This window comes from Streptomyces sp. NPDC029152 (assembly GCF_055564355.1).
In genome coordinates this window covers 49,879-68,839 of the sequence record NZ_JBVHWR010000010.1, presented here as the reverse complement: position 1 = coordinate 68,839, position 18,961 = coordinate 49,879, and the positions used below count along the sequence as shown (strand labels likewise).

General features: G+C 70.9%; 16 protein-coding genes and 1 pseudogene. 15 read left to right on the top strand and 2 right to left on the bottom strand.

Annotated elements, in window-relative coordinates; translation table 11 throughout:
• From ACZ4V6_RS21685 to ACZ4V6_RS21660, 6 genes and pseudogenes are all read left to right on the top strand, one after another.
• Positions 1-218: pseudogene (locus ACZ4V6_RS21685) on the top strand (hypothetical protein); the annotation flags it as partial.
• Between the two features lie 50 nt (positions 219-268).
• Positions 269-574, top strand: coding sequence for an FG-GAP repeat protein (locus ACZ4V6_RS21680; protein ID WP_467829785.1), 306 nt, complete (start codon positions 269-271; stop codon positions 572-574).
• A 719-nt stretch (positions 575-1,293) separates the two neighbouring features.
• The gene (locus ACZ4V6_RS21675; RefSeq protein ID WP_467829783.1) at positions 1,294-2,637 is read left to right on the top strand and encodes a hypothetical protein; all 1,344 of its coding nucleotides are present in this window, start codon (positions 1,294-1,296) and stop codon (positions 2,635-2,637) included.
• Positions 2,638-3,013: 376 nt separating this feature from the next.
• Complete coding sequence (locus ACZ4V6_RS21670; RefSeq protein WP_467829780.1) at positions 3,014-4,588, top strand: alpha/beta hydrolase; 1,575 nt, start codon at positions 3,014-3,016, stop codon at positions 4,586-4,588.
• Positions 4,589-4,674: 86 nt separating this feature from the next.
• Positions 4,675-5,073 (top strand): RidA family protein, encoded by a 399-nt coding sequence (locus ACZ4V6_RS21665; protein WP_467829778.1) that lies wholly within the window; start codon positions 4,675-4,677, stop codon positions 5,071-5,073.
• Positions 5,070-5,597 carry a GNAT family N-acetyltransferase gene (locus ACZ4V6_RS21660; RefSeq protein WP_467829777.1) on the top strand — a complete coding sequence of 176 codons (528 nt, stop codon included), beginning with the start codon at positions 5,070-5,072 and terminating at the stop codon, positions 5,595-5,597. Before ACZ4V6_RS21665 ends, ACZ4V6_RS21660 begins: the two co-directional genes overlap by 4 nt.
• A gap of 21 nt (positions 5,598-5,618) precedes the next feature.
• On the opposite strand, the gene ACZ4V6_RS21655 is transcribed toward ACZ4V6_RS21660, so the two are convergent.
• The gene (locus tag ACZ4V6_RS21655; RefSeq protein WP_467829774.1) at positions 5,619-6,212 is read right to left on the bottom strand and encodes an adenylosuccinate lyase; all 594 of its coding nucleotides are present in this window, start codon (positions 6,210-6,212) and stop codon (positions 5,619-5,621) included.
• A gap of 386 nt (positions 6,213-6,598) precedes the next feature.
• Between ACZ4V6_RS21655 and ACZ4V6_RS21650 the strand changes: the two genes are divergently transcribed.
• The 9 genes from ACZ4V6_RS21650 to pssA all read left to right on the top strand — a co-directional run bounded on the left by ACZ4V6_RS21650 (position 6,599) and on the right by pssA (position 17,437).
• Positions 6,599-8,404: a 3-hydroxyacyl-CoA dehydrogenase family protein gene (locus tag ACZ4V6_RS21650; RefSeq protein ID WP_467829771.1), complete on the top strand. Its 1,806-nt coding sequence runs from the start codon at positions 6,599-6,601 to the stop codon at positions 8,402-8,404.
• A 139-nt stretch (positions 8,405-8,543) separates the two neighbouring features.
• The gene (locus tag ACZ4V6_RS21645; RefSeq protein WP_467829769.1) at positions 8,544-9,356 is read left to right on the top strand and encodes a TetR family transcriptional regulator; all 813 of its coding nucleotides are present in this window, start codon (positions 8,544-8,546) and stop codon (positions 9,354-9,356) included.
• Positions 9,357-9,697: 341 nt separating this feature from the next.
• On the top strand, positions 9,698-11,041 hold the full coding sequence (gene ccrA / locus ACZ4V6_RS21640; RefSeq protein ID WP_467829767.1) for a crotonyl-CoA carboxylase/reductase: 1,344 nt from the start codon (positions 9,698-9,700) through the stop codon (positions 11,039-11,041).
• Between the two features lie 17 nt (positions 11,042-11,058).
• Positions 11,059-13,086, top strand: a complete 2,028-nt coding sequence (locus tag ACZ4V6_RS21635) for a protein meaA (protein ID WP_467829765.1) — start codon at positions 11,059-11,061, stop codon at positions 13,084-13,086.
• The gene (locus ACZ4V6_RS21630; RefSeq protein ID WP_467829763.1) at positions 13,083-14,045 is read left to right on the top strand and encodes an HpcH/HpaI aldolase/citrate lyase family protein; all 963 of its coding nucleotides are present in this window, start codon (positions 13,083-13,085) and stop codon (positions 14,043-14,045) included. Before ACZ4V6_RS21635 ends, ACZ4V6_RS21630 begins: the two co-directional genes overlap by 4 nt.
• Positions 14,046-14,050: 5 nt before the next feature.
• Positions 14,051-14,563: a MaoC family dehydratase gene (locus ACZ4V6_RS21625; RefSeq protein ID WP_467829761.1), complete on the top strand. Its 513-nt coding sequence runs from the start codon at positions 14,051-14,053 to the stop codon at positions 14,561-14,563.
• The gene (locus ACZ4V6_RS21620) at positions 14,564-15,769 is read left to right on the top strand and encodes an acyl-CoA dehydrogenase family protein (RefSeq protein ID WP_467829759.1); all 1,206 of its coding nucleotides are present in this window, start codon (positions 14,564-14,566) and stop codon (positions 15,767-15,769) included.
• Positions 15,770-15,939: 170 nt separating this feature from the next.
• The gene (locus ACZ4V6_RS21615) at positions 15,940-16,596 is read left to right on the top strand and encodes a phosphatidylserine decarboxylase (protein WP_467829757.1); all 657 of its coding nucleotides are present in this window, start codon (positions 15,940-15,942) and stop codon (positions 16,594-16,596) included.
• 22 nt (positions 16,597-16,618) lie between these two features.
• Positions 16,619-17,437, top strand: coding sequence for a CDP-diacylglycerol--serine O-phosphatidyltransferase (pssA, locus tag ACZ4V6_RS21610; protein ID WP_189868702.1), 819 nt, complete (start codon positions 16,619-16,621; stop codon positions 17,435-17,437).
• 245 nt (positions 17,438-17,682) lie between these two features.
• Here the strand turns inward: pssA and ACZ4V6_RS21605 are convergent, their stop codons facing one another.
• On the bottom strand, positions 17,683-18,819 hold the full coding sequence (locus tag ACZ4V6_RS21605; protein ID WP_467830300.1) for a glycerate kinase: 1,137 nt from the start codon (positions 18,817-18,819) through the stop codon (positions 17,683-17,685).
• Between the last annotated feature and the right edge of the window lie 142 nt (positions 18,820-18,961).

Genomic DNA, 18,961 nt, shown 5'->3' with positions numbered 1-18,961 from the left:
GCAAGAACATGGGCACCTACTTCGACGGCGGCACCCACTGGAGCGCCGGCTGGGGCCGCTTCATCACGGGCAGCGACATGGGCCGCCTCCGCTTCGGTGACGCCACCGGTGACGGCAAGGCCGACATGTACGTCCACGTCATCAACAACGGCGAAGTCTCGGTGCGCACCAACATGGGCACCTACTTCAACGGCGGCAGGGTGATGCTCACTCTCTAGCGGGACTCTCGTCCTGCTCGGCGGCCCGCAGGTGCGGGCCGCCGGCCGACGTGCGCCGTGTCATCACCTCTCGCCTTGAACGGACGGGTGAGGGCAGCGGGAACGAAGCCGATGCCGAGCGGCCCCTTGCTCCTCGCTGGGGGCGAGGGAGAGGAAGTTCGTCGTCCGGCACAGGAATCCGCATCCGGCATTCTCGCGGCGCCCTGACTGTCGGCGTCGGTCCGGCGGTCGCCGCCGGTGACGTCGACGGCGACGGCAGGGCCGACGTGATGGTCCATACCAAGGACAGCGACATCGCCGTCCGCACCAACCGCGGCACCTACTGGGACAGCGGCAAGGTCATGACCACTCTCTGACGCCATGGCTCCGCGAGGTGTCGGACGACCGGCTCCTCCGCACGCTGGTCCGTCCTCCTGACGCCCGGCCCTTCGTGAACGCAGGCTGTTCGCGGAGGACCGGGTCTCGTTCGGGCCACGGGAACACACCTCCTGCGGTCCTGTTCACCGAGCCGGGACCAGCGGCAGGGACAGGTGATCCCCGCACCAGCCGGAGCCCGGGGCGCACCAACCACAACCGTGGTTCGGCATGCCTCCGGCACCGCGGCGCCTCACCACCCGTCGACGACGTCTACCGCGCCCTGCCGCTGCCCCGAAGCCCTGAGAGCGGCCGTGACGCCGGGCTGAAGACCACACCCCCTCGGAGAGACCCGCGCCAGCGGCCGACCGGGTCGGATGGACGGAAGCTCTCGCGGACCGGGCCCGCTCCGTCACGACGGCGAAGCGCGATCCCTCGACGGGCACGTTCCGTCGCCGGGCAGGCACCCGGCAACTCGGCGTTGGATCGTTTCTGCGGTCAGGCAGGAGGTGCCGGCATCAGCAGGAACCCGCCAGTCATACGAGTTCGGGTTCCGTGGGTACTGTCACCAGCTACCGTAAGGGGATCATCGGGGTTCCAGGGGTGGGCCACCGTCAGCACCGAACTCGGTGGCACGGAACCGGACCGCTGTGCAGATACGCGTAGGTCGTCCACGTTTGTTCGAACAGGTCGGCCGGTGGCCGAGAGGCGGGGCAGGGAAATGACAGGGATCAGTCGGCGGGGGCTGCTGCGCGGGAGCGTGCTGGCTGGAGCCGTCACAGTTGCAGGGGGAGCAGCATCGGCGGCTGGGGCCGGTGTCACCGGCGTCAATCCGTCCGTCGCGGGTGAGGCGGCGCACGTCCGGGCTCTGCGCAAGGCGTTGGACGACGCGGCGGCGGGCGTGGTCGGCCCGCACGGCGTCGACGACAAGGGCCGGATCATCGTGAAGGCCGGGTACACGGGCGTTCCCACCTACACGCTGCTCAACACCTTGGTCATCGGCGGCAACACGGTCCTGGATGCCACCGGTGCGCGGTTCGTCGCCAAATTCGGCACCGTTATGCGGAAGTACACGCTGGACCGGACGAATCAGCATTCACCCAGTCCCGAGTACGTGACGGACAGCCAGGGGGCTTTCAGCGCGCCTGCCGTCAGCGGCGCCAAGGCCGCCACCATGTTGATCAACCATGTTCCCAGTTCCACCACAACGGGCTATTCGGCCCCGGGCAACATCATGGTCAAGGGCGGCGAATGGGACCCCATCTCGGCATGGGTGTGGGCGGACTCCGGGCCGGCGCGGGCACGTGCCGACAAGGCACCGCCGATGAACGTGCTGACCTTCACCCACACCCAGGACGTGGAGGTCGAAGGTGTGACGGTCTGGAACGTCAAGTGGTGGCACGCGGTCGAACTCAACGCCGTGCGCCGGGGCGCGGTCCGGGGCTGCTTCTTCAAGGGATGGGTCGAGAATCCGACGTGGGGCCTGTGGCAGGGCGAAGCCGTCCAACTCGACCTGCCCCTCGCCAACAACACATGGGCCGGGGCCAGCGATGGCACCCCGACCGTGGATGTACAGGTCCAGCGCAACTACGCGGGTGCGTCCGGCTCCCAGCCGTCCTGGGCGAAGCTGGTCGGATCGCACACCGGCGGCGAGAAGGTCGGTCAGGTGCACGCGCGCGTGCTGATCGAGGGCAATGTCGTGGACAACGCCAAGTGGGACGCCATCGGTGCGATGAACACCACCGACATCATCGTCCGCAACAACACGATCAACAACAGCGTCGGTGGGATCTACGTCAGTTCCATGTCAGCGAGGAAGGTTGGCCAATCGACGGTCCAGGTGGGGCCGAATCCCGTCTCCGGGGTCGACATCGTCGACAACCAGGTGACGGTGACGGCAGGCGCTTCGGGGGCCTCGCGCAACGCGGTCCGCGTAAGCGCGGACACGGTCGGGTTCGTCTCGCCGGTGAGCGACGTCGCGGTCACCGGCAACCAGGTCAGCGGCGGGGGTTTCTACTACACCTCGAACGTCACCTTCCGGCCCGGTACCACACCACAGCGTTGAAAGGCACGTGAAGCAGGCAGATCATCCTTGGTGCCCTGGTGATTTCCCGGCCGGGCGGGGGCAGTCTCGTCCGTCGCTCGCCCGGTGGGGTCGTCGACAGGAGCAACGTGGAACAAGGTGTCGAAGCCGGCGGCAAGGATCTCGCAGTCACGGGTCGAACGGTGATGCGTCACGAGTCGACCGCTGCTCCGCCCGACCGCCCAGCGCCTTTCACGAAGGGGGGCCGTGTCCTCCCTCTCGCGGGCATTCGAGGGCATCCGACGACCCGATCGGGTCACGTACGGACGGAACGCGTTCCTGTGGGGACGCTTGCCGGGACGATGCGGCGAGGCCCGTGACCGACGCGGGCCGCAGCCTCTCCGTCCTGGGAGACTCCATGAGACAACGCGCAGCCGTGCTGTGCGCCGCCGCCGTCGCGGCCGGTGCCGTCACGGCCCTGCCCGCCGAGGCCGGTGCCCCGCCGCCCGTCCACGCCCCGCGGGCGGCGGGGCTCGCCTGGAAGAAGTGCGGCACGGACGACTACCCGACCCTCCAGTGCGCGTCACTCACGGTGCCGCTCGACCACGCCCGCCCGGACGGGAAGCGGATCACCCTGGCGCTGTCCCGCGTCCCGCACACCGCGAAGACGTACCAGGGGCCGCTGCTGGTCAACCCCGGCGGGCCCGGCGGCAGCGGTCTGACGCTCGCCGGGTTCGTGGCGTCGTCGCTGCCCGAGGAGGTGGCCGCCCAGTACGACGTCATCGGCTTCGACCCGAGGGGGGTCGGCGGGAGCGAGCCGGCCCTGGACTGCCGTCCGGGTCACTTCGACGCGGTGCGCCCCGACACCCTGCCCACCTCACCGGCCGTCGAGCAGGCCAACCTCACCCGCGCGAAGACCTTCGCGCAGGCCTGCGGCAAGAAGTACGCGGACGTCCTGCCCCACATCGACACCGTCAGCGCCGCGCGGGACCTGGACGCGATCCGCGGGGCGCTCGGCTCGGAGAAGATCAATTACTTCGGCTACTCCTACGGCACCTACCTGGGCGCCGTCTACGCCAAGCTCCACCCGGAGCGGGTGCGGCGCCTGGTCCTGGACTCGGTCGTCGATCCGACCGACGTCTGGTACAAGGCCAACCTCGACCAGGACCACGCCTTCGACGACCGTCACCGCGCCTTCATGGCCTGGATCGCGAAGAACCACACGGCGTACGGGCTCGGCAGCGACCCGGAGCGGATCGAGGCCGCGTGGTACGCAATGCGGGCGGCGCTCGCGAAGAACCCGGCCGGTGGCGAGGTGGGCGCCGCGGAGCTGGAGGACACCTTCCTGCCGGGCGGTTACTACAACGGCTACTGGCCCTACCTGGCGGAGGCGTTCGCGGCGTACGTGAACGACGGGGACGCCGGCCCGCTCGTCGAGGCGTACGAGAACTTCGGCGCCCCGGACGCCTCCGGCGACAACGGCTACAGCGTCTACACCTCGGTGCAGTGCCGTGACGCCCGCTGGCCGCGCGACTGGGACCGGTGGCGCGAGGACAACTGGGAGGTGTACGCGAAAGCGCCGTTCATGACCTGGAACAACGTCTGGTACAACGCGCCGTGCGCCTTCTGGCCGACGGACGCGCGGCAGCCGGTGGACGTCGCCAACCGGCGACTGCCGCCGGCCCTGCTCCTCCAGGCGACGGGTGACGCGGCCACCCCGTACGAGGGCGGCGTCACGGTGCACCGGCTGCTGCGCGGCTCCAGCCTGGTCGTCGAGCAGGGCGGCGGCAACCACGGCGTCACGCTGAGCGGGAACGCCTGCCTGGACGAGCACCTGGCCGCCTACCTGGCCGACGGCACCGTGCCGCGCGGCGACGGCGAGGCCGACGCCGTGTGCGCGACGCCGCCCGACCCGGAGCCGCTGGACTCCAAGGCGGCGTCGACGTCCTCGCGCGGTTCCACGCTGCACGGCCTGCTGGGATTCCGGCACTGAGGGGTCCCGGCCCCGGCACCCCGGCGCTCCCGGCCTCCTGACGAACCGTCGGGAGCGCTGCCGGTGCCGTGGCCCATCATGGGGGCATGAACGAGCTGACCAGAATCTCCGCGCCCGACGGTGTCGCCCCCGCCGCCCAGTACAGCCACGTCGTCCTCGGCACGGGGCGGTTCGTGGCCGTCTCCGGCCAGCTCGCGCTGGACGAGGACGGCAAGCTCGTCGGCGCGGGCGACGCGGCGGCCCAGGCCCGGCAGGTCTTCGAGAACCTGCGGCGCTGCCTGGCCGCGGCCGGCGCCGGCTTCGACGACGTGGTGAAGCTGACCTTCTTCGTCACGGACATGGCGCACATGTCCGCGATCCGCGCGGCCCGCGCCGAGCACATACCCGACGACCGGCTGCCGGCCGCCTCGGCGGTGCAGGTCGCCTCGCTGGTGCGGCCGGAGTTCCTGATGGAGATCGAGGCGTTCGCGGTGGTCGCCCCGTGAGCGGGCCGCGGGTGCGGGAGATGACGCTCGCCGACTGCGACCGCGTGTCCGAGATCCGCGTGCGGGGCTGGCAGTCGGCGTACCGGGGGCTGATGCCGCAGCCGTATCTCGACGGGCTCAGCGTCACCGAGGACGCCGAGCGGCGCCGCGCCCTCTTCACCCGGGCTCCGGCCGGTCCGGTGAACCTGGTCGCTGAGGACGACGCGGGCGACGTGGTCGGCTGGGCCTGCCACGGCCCGTACCGTGACGGCGACCTGCGCACCGCCGACGCCGAGTTGTACGCGGTCTACGTCGACACCGGGCGTCTCGGCAGCGGTGTCGGACAGGCCCTGCTCGGTGAGTCGGTGCGCCGGTGCGCCGCCGCCGGGCACCCGCGGATGCTGCTGTGGGTGCTCGAGGGCAACGTCCGCGCCCGGCGTTTCTACGAGCGGGCCGGTTTCCACGCCGACGGCGCCGTGGAGTCGTCCGTCGTGGACGGCGCCGCGGTGCCCGAGGTGCGGTACGCCAGGCCGCTCACCGGCTGACGGCGCGCACCGTCCGGCGGCTCACCGCTGCCCCGGGATCCGCGCCAGCGCCCGAACCGCCGCCTCGGCCAGCGCCGGGTGGGCGAGGGCGTCCTTCAGCACGGGTGCGGCCCGTTCGTCGCCCAGCGAGCCGAGCCCTTCGACGCAGGCCAGTGCCACGCGCCGGTACGGGTCGTGCGGGCGCAGCCGGCGCTGCAGGGTGGTGATCAGCGCGGGCACCGCCTCCGGGGCGCGCAGCTCGACCAGCAGGCGCACCGGGTGCAGGGCGTAGGCGACGCGCAGTTCGTTGGTGGCGAGGGCGGCGGCGGCGCGGGCGGTGCGCGGGTCGCCGAGCCGGGCGAGGGCGTGGGCGGCGGCGGCGCAGCGCGGCGGGTCGCGGTGGTTGAGGAGCAGCACGAGGGACTCGAAGGCCCGCCGGTCCCCCGCCAGCCCGAGCCGGAACGCGGCCAGCTCCCGCGCCCACAGCGGCTGTCCGGGCTCGGTGAGCACCGAGGCGAGTTCGTCGTGGTCCCCGGTCGCCGCCAGCCGGTCGCAGGCCGCCGAGGCGCCCGGCACCCCCGAGGCGTCCGCCTCGGCCCGTAAGCGCTCCGTGAGCGAACGCAACTCTTCGTCCATGACACCGAGGTTAGGCGGGTCACACGCCGTGTGGGAGCCACATCACGAACACCGGGGGCTGGCGCGCTCGTTACCCGCGAGTTAATCTCAGACGAGCGGGTCACCCACTCGCAGCACTCCTCATGACGGTCTGGTGACGCGGCCTTCGGGGGAGCAGATCGGCAGTCTCGGTGCCTCGGGCACCGCAGTGCGACCCGGCCTCGGGACAGGGCCGGTCGGACCCCGCCGCCGCCCGGGCGTGTGCACGCCCTGCGGACGGCACCGGGCGTGTGCGCAAGGCAGCCCGGCAACACCCGCACTCCGCACCTCTCACTCCGTACGCACCCGGTGCGCCGCCCGGCGCACCCGGGCGTTCCGTCGTCACCCCTCATTCCTGGAGTCCCGCGATGGCCACTCCCCAGTCCGACACCCCCCTGTCCCCGCTCCGCACCGTCGCCGTCGTCGGCCTCGGCACGATGGGCACCGGTATCGCCGAGGTCCTCGCCCGGGCCGGCCGTGACGTGGTCGGCATCGACATCGGCGAGGCGCAGACCGCGAAGGCCGTGGCCGCGCTGGAGGCGTCCACCGCCCGTGCCGTGCGGCGCGGCCGCCTGACCGAGGGCGAGCGCGCCGACGCCCTCGCCCGGATCCGCACCGCCACCGACCTGCGGGCCGCGGCCGACGCCGACCTCGTCATCGAGGTGGCGCCGGAGTCGTACGAGATCAAGCAGCAGATCTTCCGGGAGCTGGACGGGATCGTGCGCCCCGGGGCGATCCTGGCGACCGGCACCAACGCGCTGTCGGTGACGCGGCTGGCCGCCGACTCGGCCCGCCCCGAGCGGGTGCTGGGCCTGCACTTCTTCAACCCCGCGCCGGCGATGAGGCTGGTGGAGGTCGTCTCCTCCGTGCTGACCGCGCCGGCCGCCGTCACCGCGGTCACCGATCTCGCCCTGGACCTCGGCAAGGAGCCCGTCGCGGTGGGCGACCGGCCCGGCTTCGTGGCCGACGGGCTGCTGTTCGGGTACCTCAACCAGGCCGCCGCGATGTACGAGGCGAACTACGCCTCCCGCGAGGACATCGACGCCGCGATGCGGCTCGGCTGCGGGCTGCCGATGGGACCGCTGGCGCTGCTGGACCTGATCGGCGTGGACACCGCGCGCACGGTCCTGGAGGCCATGTACTCCGCCTCCCACGACCGTCTGCACGCCCCCGCGCCCATCCTGAAGCAGCTCGGCGAGGCCGGCCTGACCGGCCGCAAGGCGGGGCGCGGCTTCTACACGTACGAGGCGCCCGGCAGCGCGGTCGTCGTGCCGGACGCGCTGACCCCGCGCGCGGACGGGGCCCCGGTCGCCGGCCGTCCCGTGCGCTCCGTGGGCGTCGCGGGCTCGGGCACCATGGCGTCCGGCATCGCGGAGGTGTTCGCCAAGGCCGGGTACGAGGTCGTCCTCGCCGCCCGCGGCGCGGAGAAGGCGCGGACGGCCAAGGCCCGCATCGGCAAGTCCCTGGCGCGCGGCGTCGACAGGGGCAGGCTCACCGCCGAGGCCGCCGCACAGGCGCTGGAGCGGATCACGCCGACCGGGACGTACGACGACTTCGCCGACGTCGACCTGGCCGTGGAGGCGGTCGCGGAGGACCTGGAGGTCAAGCGGCAGCTGTTCGCGACGCTGGACAAGGTCTGCAAGCCCGGCGCGGTGCTGGCCACCACCACCTCGTCCCTGCCCGTCGTCGCCTGCGCCCGCGCCACCTCGCGCCCGCAGGACGTGATCGGCATGCACTTCTTCAACCCGGCGCCGGCCATGAAGCTGGTCGAGGTGGTCCGTACGGTGCTGACGGCCGACGACGTGCACGCCACCGTCCACGAGGTCTGCGCCAAGGTCCGCAAGCACGCCGTGGACTGCGGCGACCGGGCCGGGTTCATCGTGAACGCGCTGCTGTTCCCGTACCTCAACAACGCGGTCAAGATGGTGCAGGAGCACTACGCGACGCTCGACGACATCGACGCGGCGATGAAGCTGGGCGGCGGCTACCCGATGGGCCCCTTCGAGCTGCTGGACGTGGTCGGGCTGGACGTGTCGCTGGCCATCGAGAAGGTGCTGCACCGCGAGTTCCGCGACCCGGGACTGGCCCCGGCGCCGCTGCTCGAGCACCTGGTGGCCGCGGGCTGCCTCGGCCGCAAGACGGGCCGCGGCTTCCGCGAACATGCCCGCCGCTGAACCCGGTCCCGACGACCGGTTCCGGTCCGAGGAGGACTGGGGCGGACTGCTCGATCCGGCCGGGTCCCCCCCGCCCTTCGCGGGCGGGGGAATCCCCGGTGGTGCGCATCGGTCCGCGCACATGCAGTACGTTCGGGTCATGTCCCAGCCCGCCAAGTCCTCACGTACACCAGCTACGCCCGACGCGCCGGAGAGCGCGGCCGGCAGCCGGGCCGCCGCCCAGCGGCTCAAAATGCGCCGGGAGCTGGCGGCCGCGGCGATGGAGCTGTTCGCGACCAAGGGGTACGAGGCGACCACTGTCGACGAGATCGCGGCCGCGGCCGGCGTCGCACGCCGCACCTTCTTCCGCCACTTCCGCTCCAAGGAAGAGGCGATCTTCCCGGACCACGACGACACCCTGGTCCGCGCCGAGGCGGTGCTCAACGCGGCGCCCGCGCACGAGCATCCGCTCGACACGGTGTGCCGCGGCATCAAGGAAGTCATGAAGATGTACGCGGGCCGGCCGGAGATCTCGGTCGCCCGCTACAAGCTCACGCGCGAGGTGCCCACCCTGCGCGAGGCGGAGATCGCGTCGGTGGCCCGCTACGAGCGCCTCTTCACCCGCTATCTGCTCGGCCACTTCGACGAGCACGCGCACGACGACGACGCCAACGACGACCCGCTGCTGGCGGAGGTCGCCGCGTCCGCCGTGGTCACCGCCCACAACCACGTCCTGCGGCGCTGGCTCAGGGCGGGCGGGCAGGGCGACGTGGAGGCGCAGCTCGACCACGCCTTCGCGATCGTGCGCAAGACGTTCGGCACGGGCATCGGCGCCGGACGCGGCACGGCGTCCTCGCGTCCGGGGTCCTCCGCGGCCTCCGTGGAGGGCGAGGTGCTGGTGACGGTCGCCCGCACCGACGCGCCGCTGCACGAGATCATGCGCACCATCGAGCAGGCGCTCAAGGAGCGCTGAGACCCGCCTTCCCCCGCCGAGACACCCCTTCCGTTCTGTGACGACGGCCACCCACCGGGTGGCCGTCTTTGCATGTCAGTGCCCCTTTTCCACCCTGCGCGGAGCCCTGTTCGATCGATCATCGCTCATCTGTTGCGTAAAGATTTCATCTGAGTACAGTTTCTGGCACTCAGTGCCTTGCGGGGTGACACGCGGTGTCATACGTTGAAGGTGTCCGGGCTGTCCCCGCACCCATCCCCTGCGCGCCCGGCGCCTGCGTCACAGGCACTTTCACCACCTCTCAGCACCGACGTAACCCTCAGCGCCCCTCCCTCAGGGCGCTCACCGCCGGAGGCAACACCGTGACCGTGAAGGACATCCTGGACGCGATCCAGTCGCCCGAATCCACGCCGGCCGACATCGCCGCGCTGCCGCTCCCCGAGTCGTACCGCGCGATCACCGTGCACAAGGACGAGACCGAGATGTTCGCGGGGATGGAGACCCGCGCCAAGGACCCGCGCAAGTCGATCCACCTCGACGAGGTGCCGCTGCCCGAGCTGGGCCCCGGCGAGGCCCTGGTGGCCGTCATGGCCTCCTCGGTCAACTACAACTCGGTGTGGACCTCGATCTTCGAGCCGCTGTCGACGTTCGGCTTCCTGGAGCGCTACGGCCGCACCAGCGACCTCGCCAAGCGCCACGACCTGCCGTACCACATCATCGGCTCCGACCTGGCCGGCGTCGTGCTGCGCACCGGTCCGGGCGTCAACGCCTGGCGGCCCGGCGACGAGGTCGTCGCGCACTGCCTCTCCGTCGAGCTGGAGTCGTCCGACGGCCACAACGACACGATGCTCGACCCCGAGCAGCGCATCTGGGGCTTCGAGACCAACTTCGGCGGCCTCGCCGAGATCGCCCTGGTCAAGTCCAACCAGCTGATGCCCAAGCCGGGCCACCTGAGCTGGGAGGAGGCCGCGGCCCCGGGCCTGGTGAACTCCACCGCCTACCGCCAGCTGGTCTCCCGCAACGGCGCCGGCATGAAGCAGGGCGACAACGTGCTCATCTGGGGCGCGAGCGGCGGCCTCGGCTCCTACGCCACCCAGTTCGCCCTGGCCGGCGGCGCCAACCCGGTCTGCGTCGTCTCCAGCGAGCAGAAGGCGGACATCTGCCGCGCGATGGGCGCCGAGGCGATCATCGACCGCAGCGCCGAGGGCTACAAGTTCTGGAAGGACGAGCACACCCAGGACCCGAAGGAGTGGAAGCGCTTCGGCAAGCGCATCCGCGAACTCACCGGCGGCGAGGACATCGACATCGTCTTCGAGCACCCCGGCCGCGAGACCTTCGGCGCCTCGGTCTACGTCACCCGCAAGGGCGGCACCATCACCACCTGCGCCTCGACCTCGGGCTACATGCACGAGTACGACAACCGCTACCTGTGGATGTCGCTGAAGCGCATCATCGGCTCCCACTTCGCCAACTACCGCGAGGCCTGGGAGGCCAACCGCCTCATCGCCAAGGGCAAGATCCACCCGACGCTCTCCAAGGTCTACTCCCTGGAGGACACCGGACAGGCGGCGTACGACGTCCACCGCAACCTCCACCAGGGCAAGGTCGGCGTGCTGTGCCTGGCCCCCGAGGAGGGCCTGGGCGTGCGCGACGAGGAGATGCGCGCGCGGCACGTCGACGCCATCAACCGCTTCCGGAACGTCTGAGGAGCGAGGAGCGACACATGAGTGAGCGTCAGAAGGACCGGCCGTGGCTCATGCGCACGTACGCCGGTCACTCCACGGCCGAGGCGTCCAACGAGCTGTACCGGCGCAACCTCGCCAAGGGGCAGACGGGTCTGTCGGTCGCCTTCGACCTGCCGACCCAGACCGGCTACGACCCGGACCACGTCCTCGCCCGCGGCGAGGTCGGCCGGGTCGGCGTGCCCGTCGCGCACCTCGGCGACATGCGCCGGCTGTTCCAGGACATCCCCCTGGAGCAGATGAACACCTCGATGACCATCAACGCTACGGCCATGTGGCTGCTGGCGCTCTACCAGGTCGTCGCCGAGGAGCAGGGTGCGGACATCACCAAGCTCCAGGGCACGACCCAGAACGACATCGTCAAGGAGTACCTGTCCCGCGGGACGCACGTCTTCCCGCCGGGGCCGTCCCTCCGCCTGACGACGGACATGATCGCGTACACGGTCTCCCACATGCCGAAGTGGAACCCGATCAACATCTGCAGCTACCACCTGCAGGAGGCGGGCGCCACGCCGGTGCAGGAGATCGCGTACGCGATGTCCACCGCGATGGCCGTGCTCGACGCGGTGCGCGACGGCGGCCAGGTGCCCGAGGAGCGCATGGGCGACGTCGTCGGCCGCATCTCCTTCTTCGTCAACGCGGGCGTCCGCTTCGTCGAGGAGATGTGCAAGATGCGGGCCTTCGGGCGGATCTGGGACCGCGTCACCCGTGAGCGGTACGGCATCGAGAACCCCAAGCACCGCCGCTTCCGCTACGGCGTCCAGGTCAACTCCCTCGGCCTGACGGAGGCCCAGCCGGAGAACAACGTCCAGCGGATCGTCCTGGAGATGCTGGCGGTCACCCTATCCAAGGACGCCCGCGCGCGTGCCGTGCAGCTCCCCGCCTGGAACGAGGCGCTCGGCCTGCCCCGCCCCTGGGACCAGCAGTGGTCGCTGCGCATCCAGCAGGTGCTGGCGTACGAGAGCGACCTGCTGGAGTACGGCGACCTCTTCGAGGGCTCGAAGGTGGTCGAGGCGAAGGTGGACGAGCTGGTCCGGGAGTCGCTCGCCGAGATGGAGCGCATCCAGGAGATGGGCGGCGCGATGGCCGCCGTCGAGTCCGGCTACCTCAAGTCGCAGCTGGTCGCCTCGCACGCCGAGCGCCGGGCCCGGATCGAGTCCGGCGAGGAGAGGATCATCGGGGTCAACGCCTTCGAGGGCACCGAGCCCAACCCGCTCACCGCCGACCTGGACACCGCGATCCAGACGGTCGACCCGGCCGTGGAGGCCCGCGTCGTCGCCTCGCTCCGGAACTGGCGGGACACCCGCTACCAGCCGCCCTTCAACCACCCGCGCCCCTGCAAGGCGCTGGAGAAGCTGAAGGAGGCCGCCAAGGGCACCGACAACCTCATGGAGGCCACCCTGGAGTGCGCCCGCGCCGGCGTCACCACCGGCGAGTGGGCCGGGGCGCTGCGCGAGGTGTTCGGCGAGTTCCGCGCGCCCACGGGCGTGTCGTCGGCGCCGGTCGCGGTCACCGCCGAGGAGGGCTCGGCCCTGTCCGAAGTGCGCCGGAAGGTGGATCTGACGGCCCGCGACCTCGGCGTCGGCAAGCTGCGGTTCCTGGTCGGCAAGCCGGGCCTGGACGGCCACTCCAACGGCGCCGAGCAGATCGCCGTGCGGGCCCGCGACGCCGGGTTCGAGGTGGTCTACCAGGGCATCCGGCTCACCCCCGAGCAGATCGTGGACGCCGCCCTCGCCGAGGACGTGCACGCGGTGGGCCTGTCCATCCTGTCCGGCTCGCACGCCCAGCTCGTCCCCGACGTGCTGGAACGGCTCCGTGTGGCCGGTGCCACAGATATACCGGTGATCGCCGGTGGCATCATCCCGAACGGTGACGCCGAAGAACTGCGGGCCGCGGGAGTGGCCGCGGTCTTCACCCCGAAGGACTTCGACATCACCGGCATCATCGGCCGGATCGTCGACGAGATCCGCAACGCGAACAAGCTCGACCCCCTGGAGGTCCCCGCATGACGACAGTCGACCGCCTTCGCCCCCGCCGCTCCTGCCTGGCGGTCCCGGGAAGCAACCCGCGCTTCCTGGAGAAGGCCCAGGGCCTCCCGGCCGACCAGGTCTTCCTGGACCTGGAGGACGCCTGCGCGCCGCTCGCCAAGCCCGAGGCACGGCACACCATCGTGAAGTTCCTCAACGAGGGCGACTGGACCGGCAAGACCCGCGTCGTGCGCGTCAACGACTGGACCACCGAGTGGACGTACCGCGACGTCGTGACGGTCGTGGAGGGCGCCGGCCCGAACCTGGACTGCATCATGCTGCCGAAGGTCCAGGACGCCCGGCAGGTCGTGGCCCTCGACCTCCTCCTCACCCAGATCGAGAAGACGATGGGCTTCGAGGTCGGCCGCATCGGCATCGAGGCGCAGATCGAGAACGCCCAGGGCCTGAACAACGTCAACGAGATCGCGCAGGCCAGCCCCCGCATCGAGACCATCATCTTCGGCCCGGCCGACTTCATGGCGTCCATCAACATGAAGTCGCTGGTCGTGGGCGAGCAGCCGCCCGGCTACCCGGCGGACGCCTACCACTACATCCTGATGAAGATCCTGATGGCCGCCCGCGCCAACGACCTCCAGGCCATCGACGGCCCCTACCTCCAGATCCGCAACGTCGACGGCTTCCGCGAGGTCGCCGGCCGCGCCGCCGCGCTCGGCTTCGACGGCAAGTGGGTGCTGCACCCCGGCCAGGTCGACGCCGCCAACGAGGTCTTCTCCCCCTCGCAGGAGGACTACGACCACGCCGAGCTGATCCTGGACGCCTACGAGTACTGCACGTCCGAGGCGGGCGGCAAGAAGGGCTCCGCGATGCTCGGCGACGAGATGATCGACGAGGCCAGCCGCAAGATGGCCCTGGTCGTCGCGGGCAAGGGCCGTGCCGCCGGCATGCGGCGCACCAGCAAGTTCGAGATCCCGGAGGGCTGAGGGCGATGCAGTTCGGACGCACCTACGAGGAATTCGAGGTCGGGGCGACGTACAAGCACTGGCCCGGGAAGACGGTCACGGAGTACGACGACCACCTGTTCTGTCTGCTCACCATGAACCACCACCCGCTCCACATGGACACGAACTACGCCGAGAGGACGACGGACTTCGGCAAGAACGTGGTGGTCGGGAACTACGTCTACTCCCTGCTGCTCGGCATGTCGGTCCCGGACGTCTCCGGCAAGGCGATCGCCAACCTGGAGATCGAGTCGCTCAAGCACGTGGCGCCGACCTTCCACGGCGACACGGTCTACGGGCAGACGACCGTGCTCGACAAGTGGCCGTCGAAGTCGAAGGACGACCGCGGCATCGTGCACGTGGAGACCAAGGGCTACAAGCAGGACGGCACCCTGGTCTGCGTCTTCCGCCGCAAGGTGATGGTGCCCACCGAGACGTACATCAAGGAGCGCGGCGGCGAGCAGCCCGGCCGGCCCGAGCTGAAGGAACAGGGGAAGTAGATGAGCCGACTCGCCCAGACCCACGGCCTCACGGACGTCCAGCGGGAGATCCTCTCCACCGTCCGGGACTTCGTGGACAAGGAGATCATCCCGGTCGCGACCGGGCTGGAGCACCGGGACGAGTACCCGCAGGACATCGTGGACGGGCTGAAGGAGCTGGGCCTGTTCGGCCTGATGATCCCGGAGGAGTACGGGGGCCTGGGCGAGTCGCTCCTGACGTACGCCCTGTGCGTGGAGGAGATCGCCCGCGGCTGGATGTCGGTGTCCGGCATCATCAACACGCACTTCATCGTGGCGTACATGCTCAAGCAGCACGGCACGCAGGAGCAGAAGGACCACTTCCTGCCCCGCATGGCCGCCGGTGACATCCGGGGGGCCTTCTCCATGTCGGAGCCGGCGCTCGGCTCCGACGTGTCGGCGATCTCCTCGAAGGCGGTGAAGGACGGCGACGAGTACGTCCTGAACGGCCAGAAGATGTGGCTGACGAACGGCGGCACGTCGTCCCTGGTGGCCGTTCTCGTCAGGAGTGACGAAGGACACCCCGAGGGCACGGCGCCGCACAAGTCGATGACGACCTTCCTGGTGGAGAAGGAGCCCGGCTTCGGCGAGGTCCGTCCCGGCCTCACCGTCCCCGGCAAGATCGACAAGATGGGCTACAAGGGCGTCGACACCACCGAGCTCATCATGGACGACCTGCGCATTCCGGCCGACCGGGTGCTCGGCGGCGTCACCGGCCGAGGTTTTTACCAAATGATGGACGGCGTCGAGGTCGGCCGCGTCAATGTGGCGGCGCGTGGCTGCGGCGTCGCTCAGCGTGCCTTCGAGCTGGGCGTCCGGTACGCCCAGCAGCGTCACACTTTCGGCAAGCAGATCGCCCAGCACCAGGCCATTCAGTTCAAGCTCGCCGAGATGGCTACCAAGGTGGAGGCGGCGCATGCGATGATGGTCAACGCTGCACGCAAAAAGGACTCGGGCGAACGAAACGACCTGGAAGCGGGGATGGCCAAGTACCTCGCCTCCGAGTACTGCAAGGAGGTCGTGGAGGACGCCTTCCGGATCCACGGCGGGTACGGCTTCTCCAAGGAGTACGAGATCGAGCGGCTCTACCGCGAGGCTCCGATGCTGCTGATCGGTGAAGGCACCGCCGAGATCCAGAAAATGATCATCGGCCGCAGGCTGCTCGAAGAGTATCGATTCCAGGGTTAGATGTCCGGATACGGGGTGTTTTCTTGGAGAAGAAGGTCACACCCCGTAGGCACTGTTCGGCCGCCGACTCGGCTTCCTGGCTTACCCAGTTGCGGCTGATAGCCGCTACGATCGCCGAAAAGCCGCCGTCCCCCGTCACAGCGCGGCATCATCCGCTACGAAGGTCATCCATGCCCCACAGCCAAACCTCTGCACCTCGCGACAGCCTCGCCGGCGTACGCCTCGCGCGCGGAGCATCGCCGTGGCTTCTGCCGACCGTCGCCACCGCAGCCGTCAGCCTCCTCCGCGCCCGCCGTTCGGGCGCGGCCAAGGCCGTCGCCGTCCCCGCCACCGCGCTCGCGGCGGGGATGCTGTGGTTCTTCCGCGACCCCGAGCGCGAGATCGCCCAGGGCCGGGTCATCTCGCCCGCCGACGGCGTGGTGCAGAGCATCATGCCGTGGAAGGACGGCCGTACCCGCGTCGCGATCTTCATGAGCCCTCTCAATGTCCACGTCAACCGCGCGCCGCTGGCCGGCACGGTGACGTCGGTCGAGCACATCCCCGGTGGTTTCGTTCCCGCCTTCAACAAGGAGAGCGAGAACAACGAGCGGGTGGTGTGGCACTTCGACACCGAGCTCGGTGACATCGAGATGATCCAGATCGCCGGCGCGGTGGCCCGCCGCATCGTTCCCTACCTGCCTCAGGGCACGAAGGTCGAGCAGGGTGAGCGGATCGGTCTGATCCGCTTCGGCTCGCGCGTCGACCTGTACCTGCCGGAAGGCGTGGAGGTCGCGGTCGAGGTGGGGCAGAAGACGGTGGCTGGGGTGACTCGAATTGACCGTGATTGATCCACAGACCCAGGCCGGGTGGGTGCCCGAGGCCGACGAGGTGGACGACGAGGAGGAGATGCCGCTCTCGCTGCGCCTGTCGATAGCGGACACCCTCACCCTCGGCAACGCCACGTGCGGCTTCATGGCGGTGTACTTCACCACCACCGGCATCCTGATCCCGCACCTGACGGGCAGCGAGGAGTCGGGCATGGCCCGGCACAGCGCGGCCACCGCGGTCATCCTGATGCTGTGCGCGGCGATCTTCGACCTGTTCGACGGGCTCGTGGCGCGCAAGCTGCGCAGCTCGCCGATGGGCGCCGAGCTGGACAACCTGTCCGACCTGATCAGCTTCGGGCTGGCGCCGGCGTACTTCGTCCTGGTCTACGGGATGGTCGCGCACGACGCGTACCAGCGGGTCGCGGCGGTGGGCGCGATCGTGGTGCTGCTGGCGGTGGTGCTGAGACTCGCGAGATTCTCCTGCGTCACCGTGAAGGACGGCACGTTCCAGGGCATGCCCTCGCCGTTCGGTGCGCTGACGGTGGTCTCGATCGTGCTGCTGGAGCTGCCCTTCGTGGCGACGCTCCTCGCCATCATCGGGACGGCGTGGCTGATGGTGAGCCGGGTCGAGTACCCGAAGCCGCGGGGACGCCTCGCGGTGGCGATGCTGTCGTGGATCGTCCTGTCGATGGGCCTGCTGGCCGCGTGGGCGTTCGACGCGCCGAGCGGGCAGCTTCTGCTCCAGACGGGGTGTGCGCTCCAGCTCGTGATGGGCGCGGTGATTCCGCTGTTCGCCACGGCGCGGCGGGTGAACAACTTCCGTGACAACCGGCGGGAGGCGCGGGCGGCGCAGTTGCCGTAGCGGCGCGTTGTGAGGGCCCCGGACCTGGTTGGGTCCGGGGCCCTTTCGTTCGCCCGGTGCCCGGCGTCGGTGCGGGCCTCGCCGGGGCTGCCGCCCCCGGACCCCCGGGCCTACGCCCACCCACCACCCGACTCGGTCGGGATACAGGTGAGACACCCAGCCCGTCCGGCGAGTGAGGACGGGGCCCGTTCAAAGGGCCGAAAGCGGAGGCCCGGGGGCGGCAGCCCCCGGGGGGCGAGACTCGCCTACGCCAGGAAGTCCCGGGCGATGCGCTCCGCGACCCGCTCCAGGATGGGCCCCGCATCGGCGATGCACTTCGCCACGTCCGGCTCCACATCCGTCAGCGGGTACGCCCGCCGGATCCCCGCACGCCCCAGAGCCTCCGCCGGCAGCGCCAGCCGCCCGCACACCGCGACGACCTCCTTGCCCGCGGCCCGCGCCGCCGCCGCGACACCGGCCGGCGCCTTCCCGTGCAGGGTCTGCTCGTCCAGCGAGCCCTCCCCCGTGATCACCAGGCCGGCCCGCTCCAGCGCCGGCGCGAAGCCCAGCACGTCCAGCATCACCTCGATGCCGGCCCGGAACCGCGCCCCGATCAGCAGCGCGCCGTACCCGATGCCGCCCGCGGCACCCGCGCCCGGCGAGGCGGCGTACTCGGCGGCCCGCGCCCCCACCGTCCCCTCCAGGACCTTCGCGAAGTGCGCGAGGGCCGCGTCCAGCGTCTCCACGTCCTCCGGGGAGGCGCCCTTCTGCGGGCCGTAGACGGCCGGGGCGCCCTTCGGCCCCGTCAGCGGATTGTCGACGTCGCTCGCGAGCACCAGCTCGACGTCCGCAAGCCGCGGGTCCAGGCCGGACAGGTCGGCCGAGGCGACGTCGGCGAGGGAGCCGCCGCCCGGCGCCACCGGCTCCCCGTCCTCGCGCAGGAAGCGCGCGCCCAGCGCGGACAGCATCCCCGCGCCGCCGTCCGTGGTCGCGCTGCCGCCGACCCCGAACACGATCGTCCGCGCGCCCGCGTCCAGCGCGGCCCGCAGCAGCTCGCCCGAACCGTACGTGGAGGCGGTCAGCGGGGCCAGGACGCCGGCGGGCAGCCGCTGCAACCCGCTGGCCTCGGCCATCTCCACGACCGCGGTGTCACCGCGCAGCGCGAACGCCGCCGTGACCTCGTCGCCGAGGGGCCCGGCGACCCGCACCTCCCGGCGCTCGAACCCGGCCGCGACCGCCGCGGCCACGGTGCCGTCGCCGCCGTCGGCCACGGGCAGCGCCTCGACGTCGACGTCCGGCACGATGCGGCGCAGCCCGGCCGCGACCCGCTCCGCGACCTCGACGGCCGTCAGCGAACCCTTGAACTTGTCCGCGGCGACGAGCACCCGGCGGGCCCCGTCCACTGCAGCGTCAGCCACCTTGCTCTCCCCTTGCTCTCCGAGCCTTGCGCACGTCAAGGCAGTCGCGCCGCTGCGACCATAACCGGAGCACGCCCCCGCCGTCATGCCCCGACCGCACCGTGGAACGCCCCGCAGGACGGACATA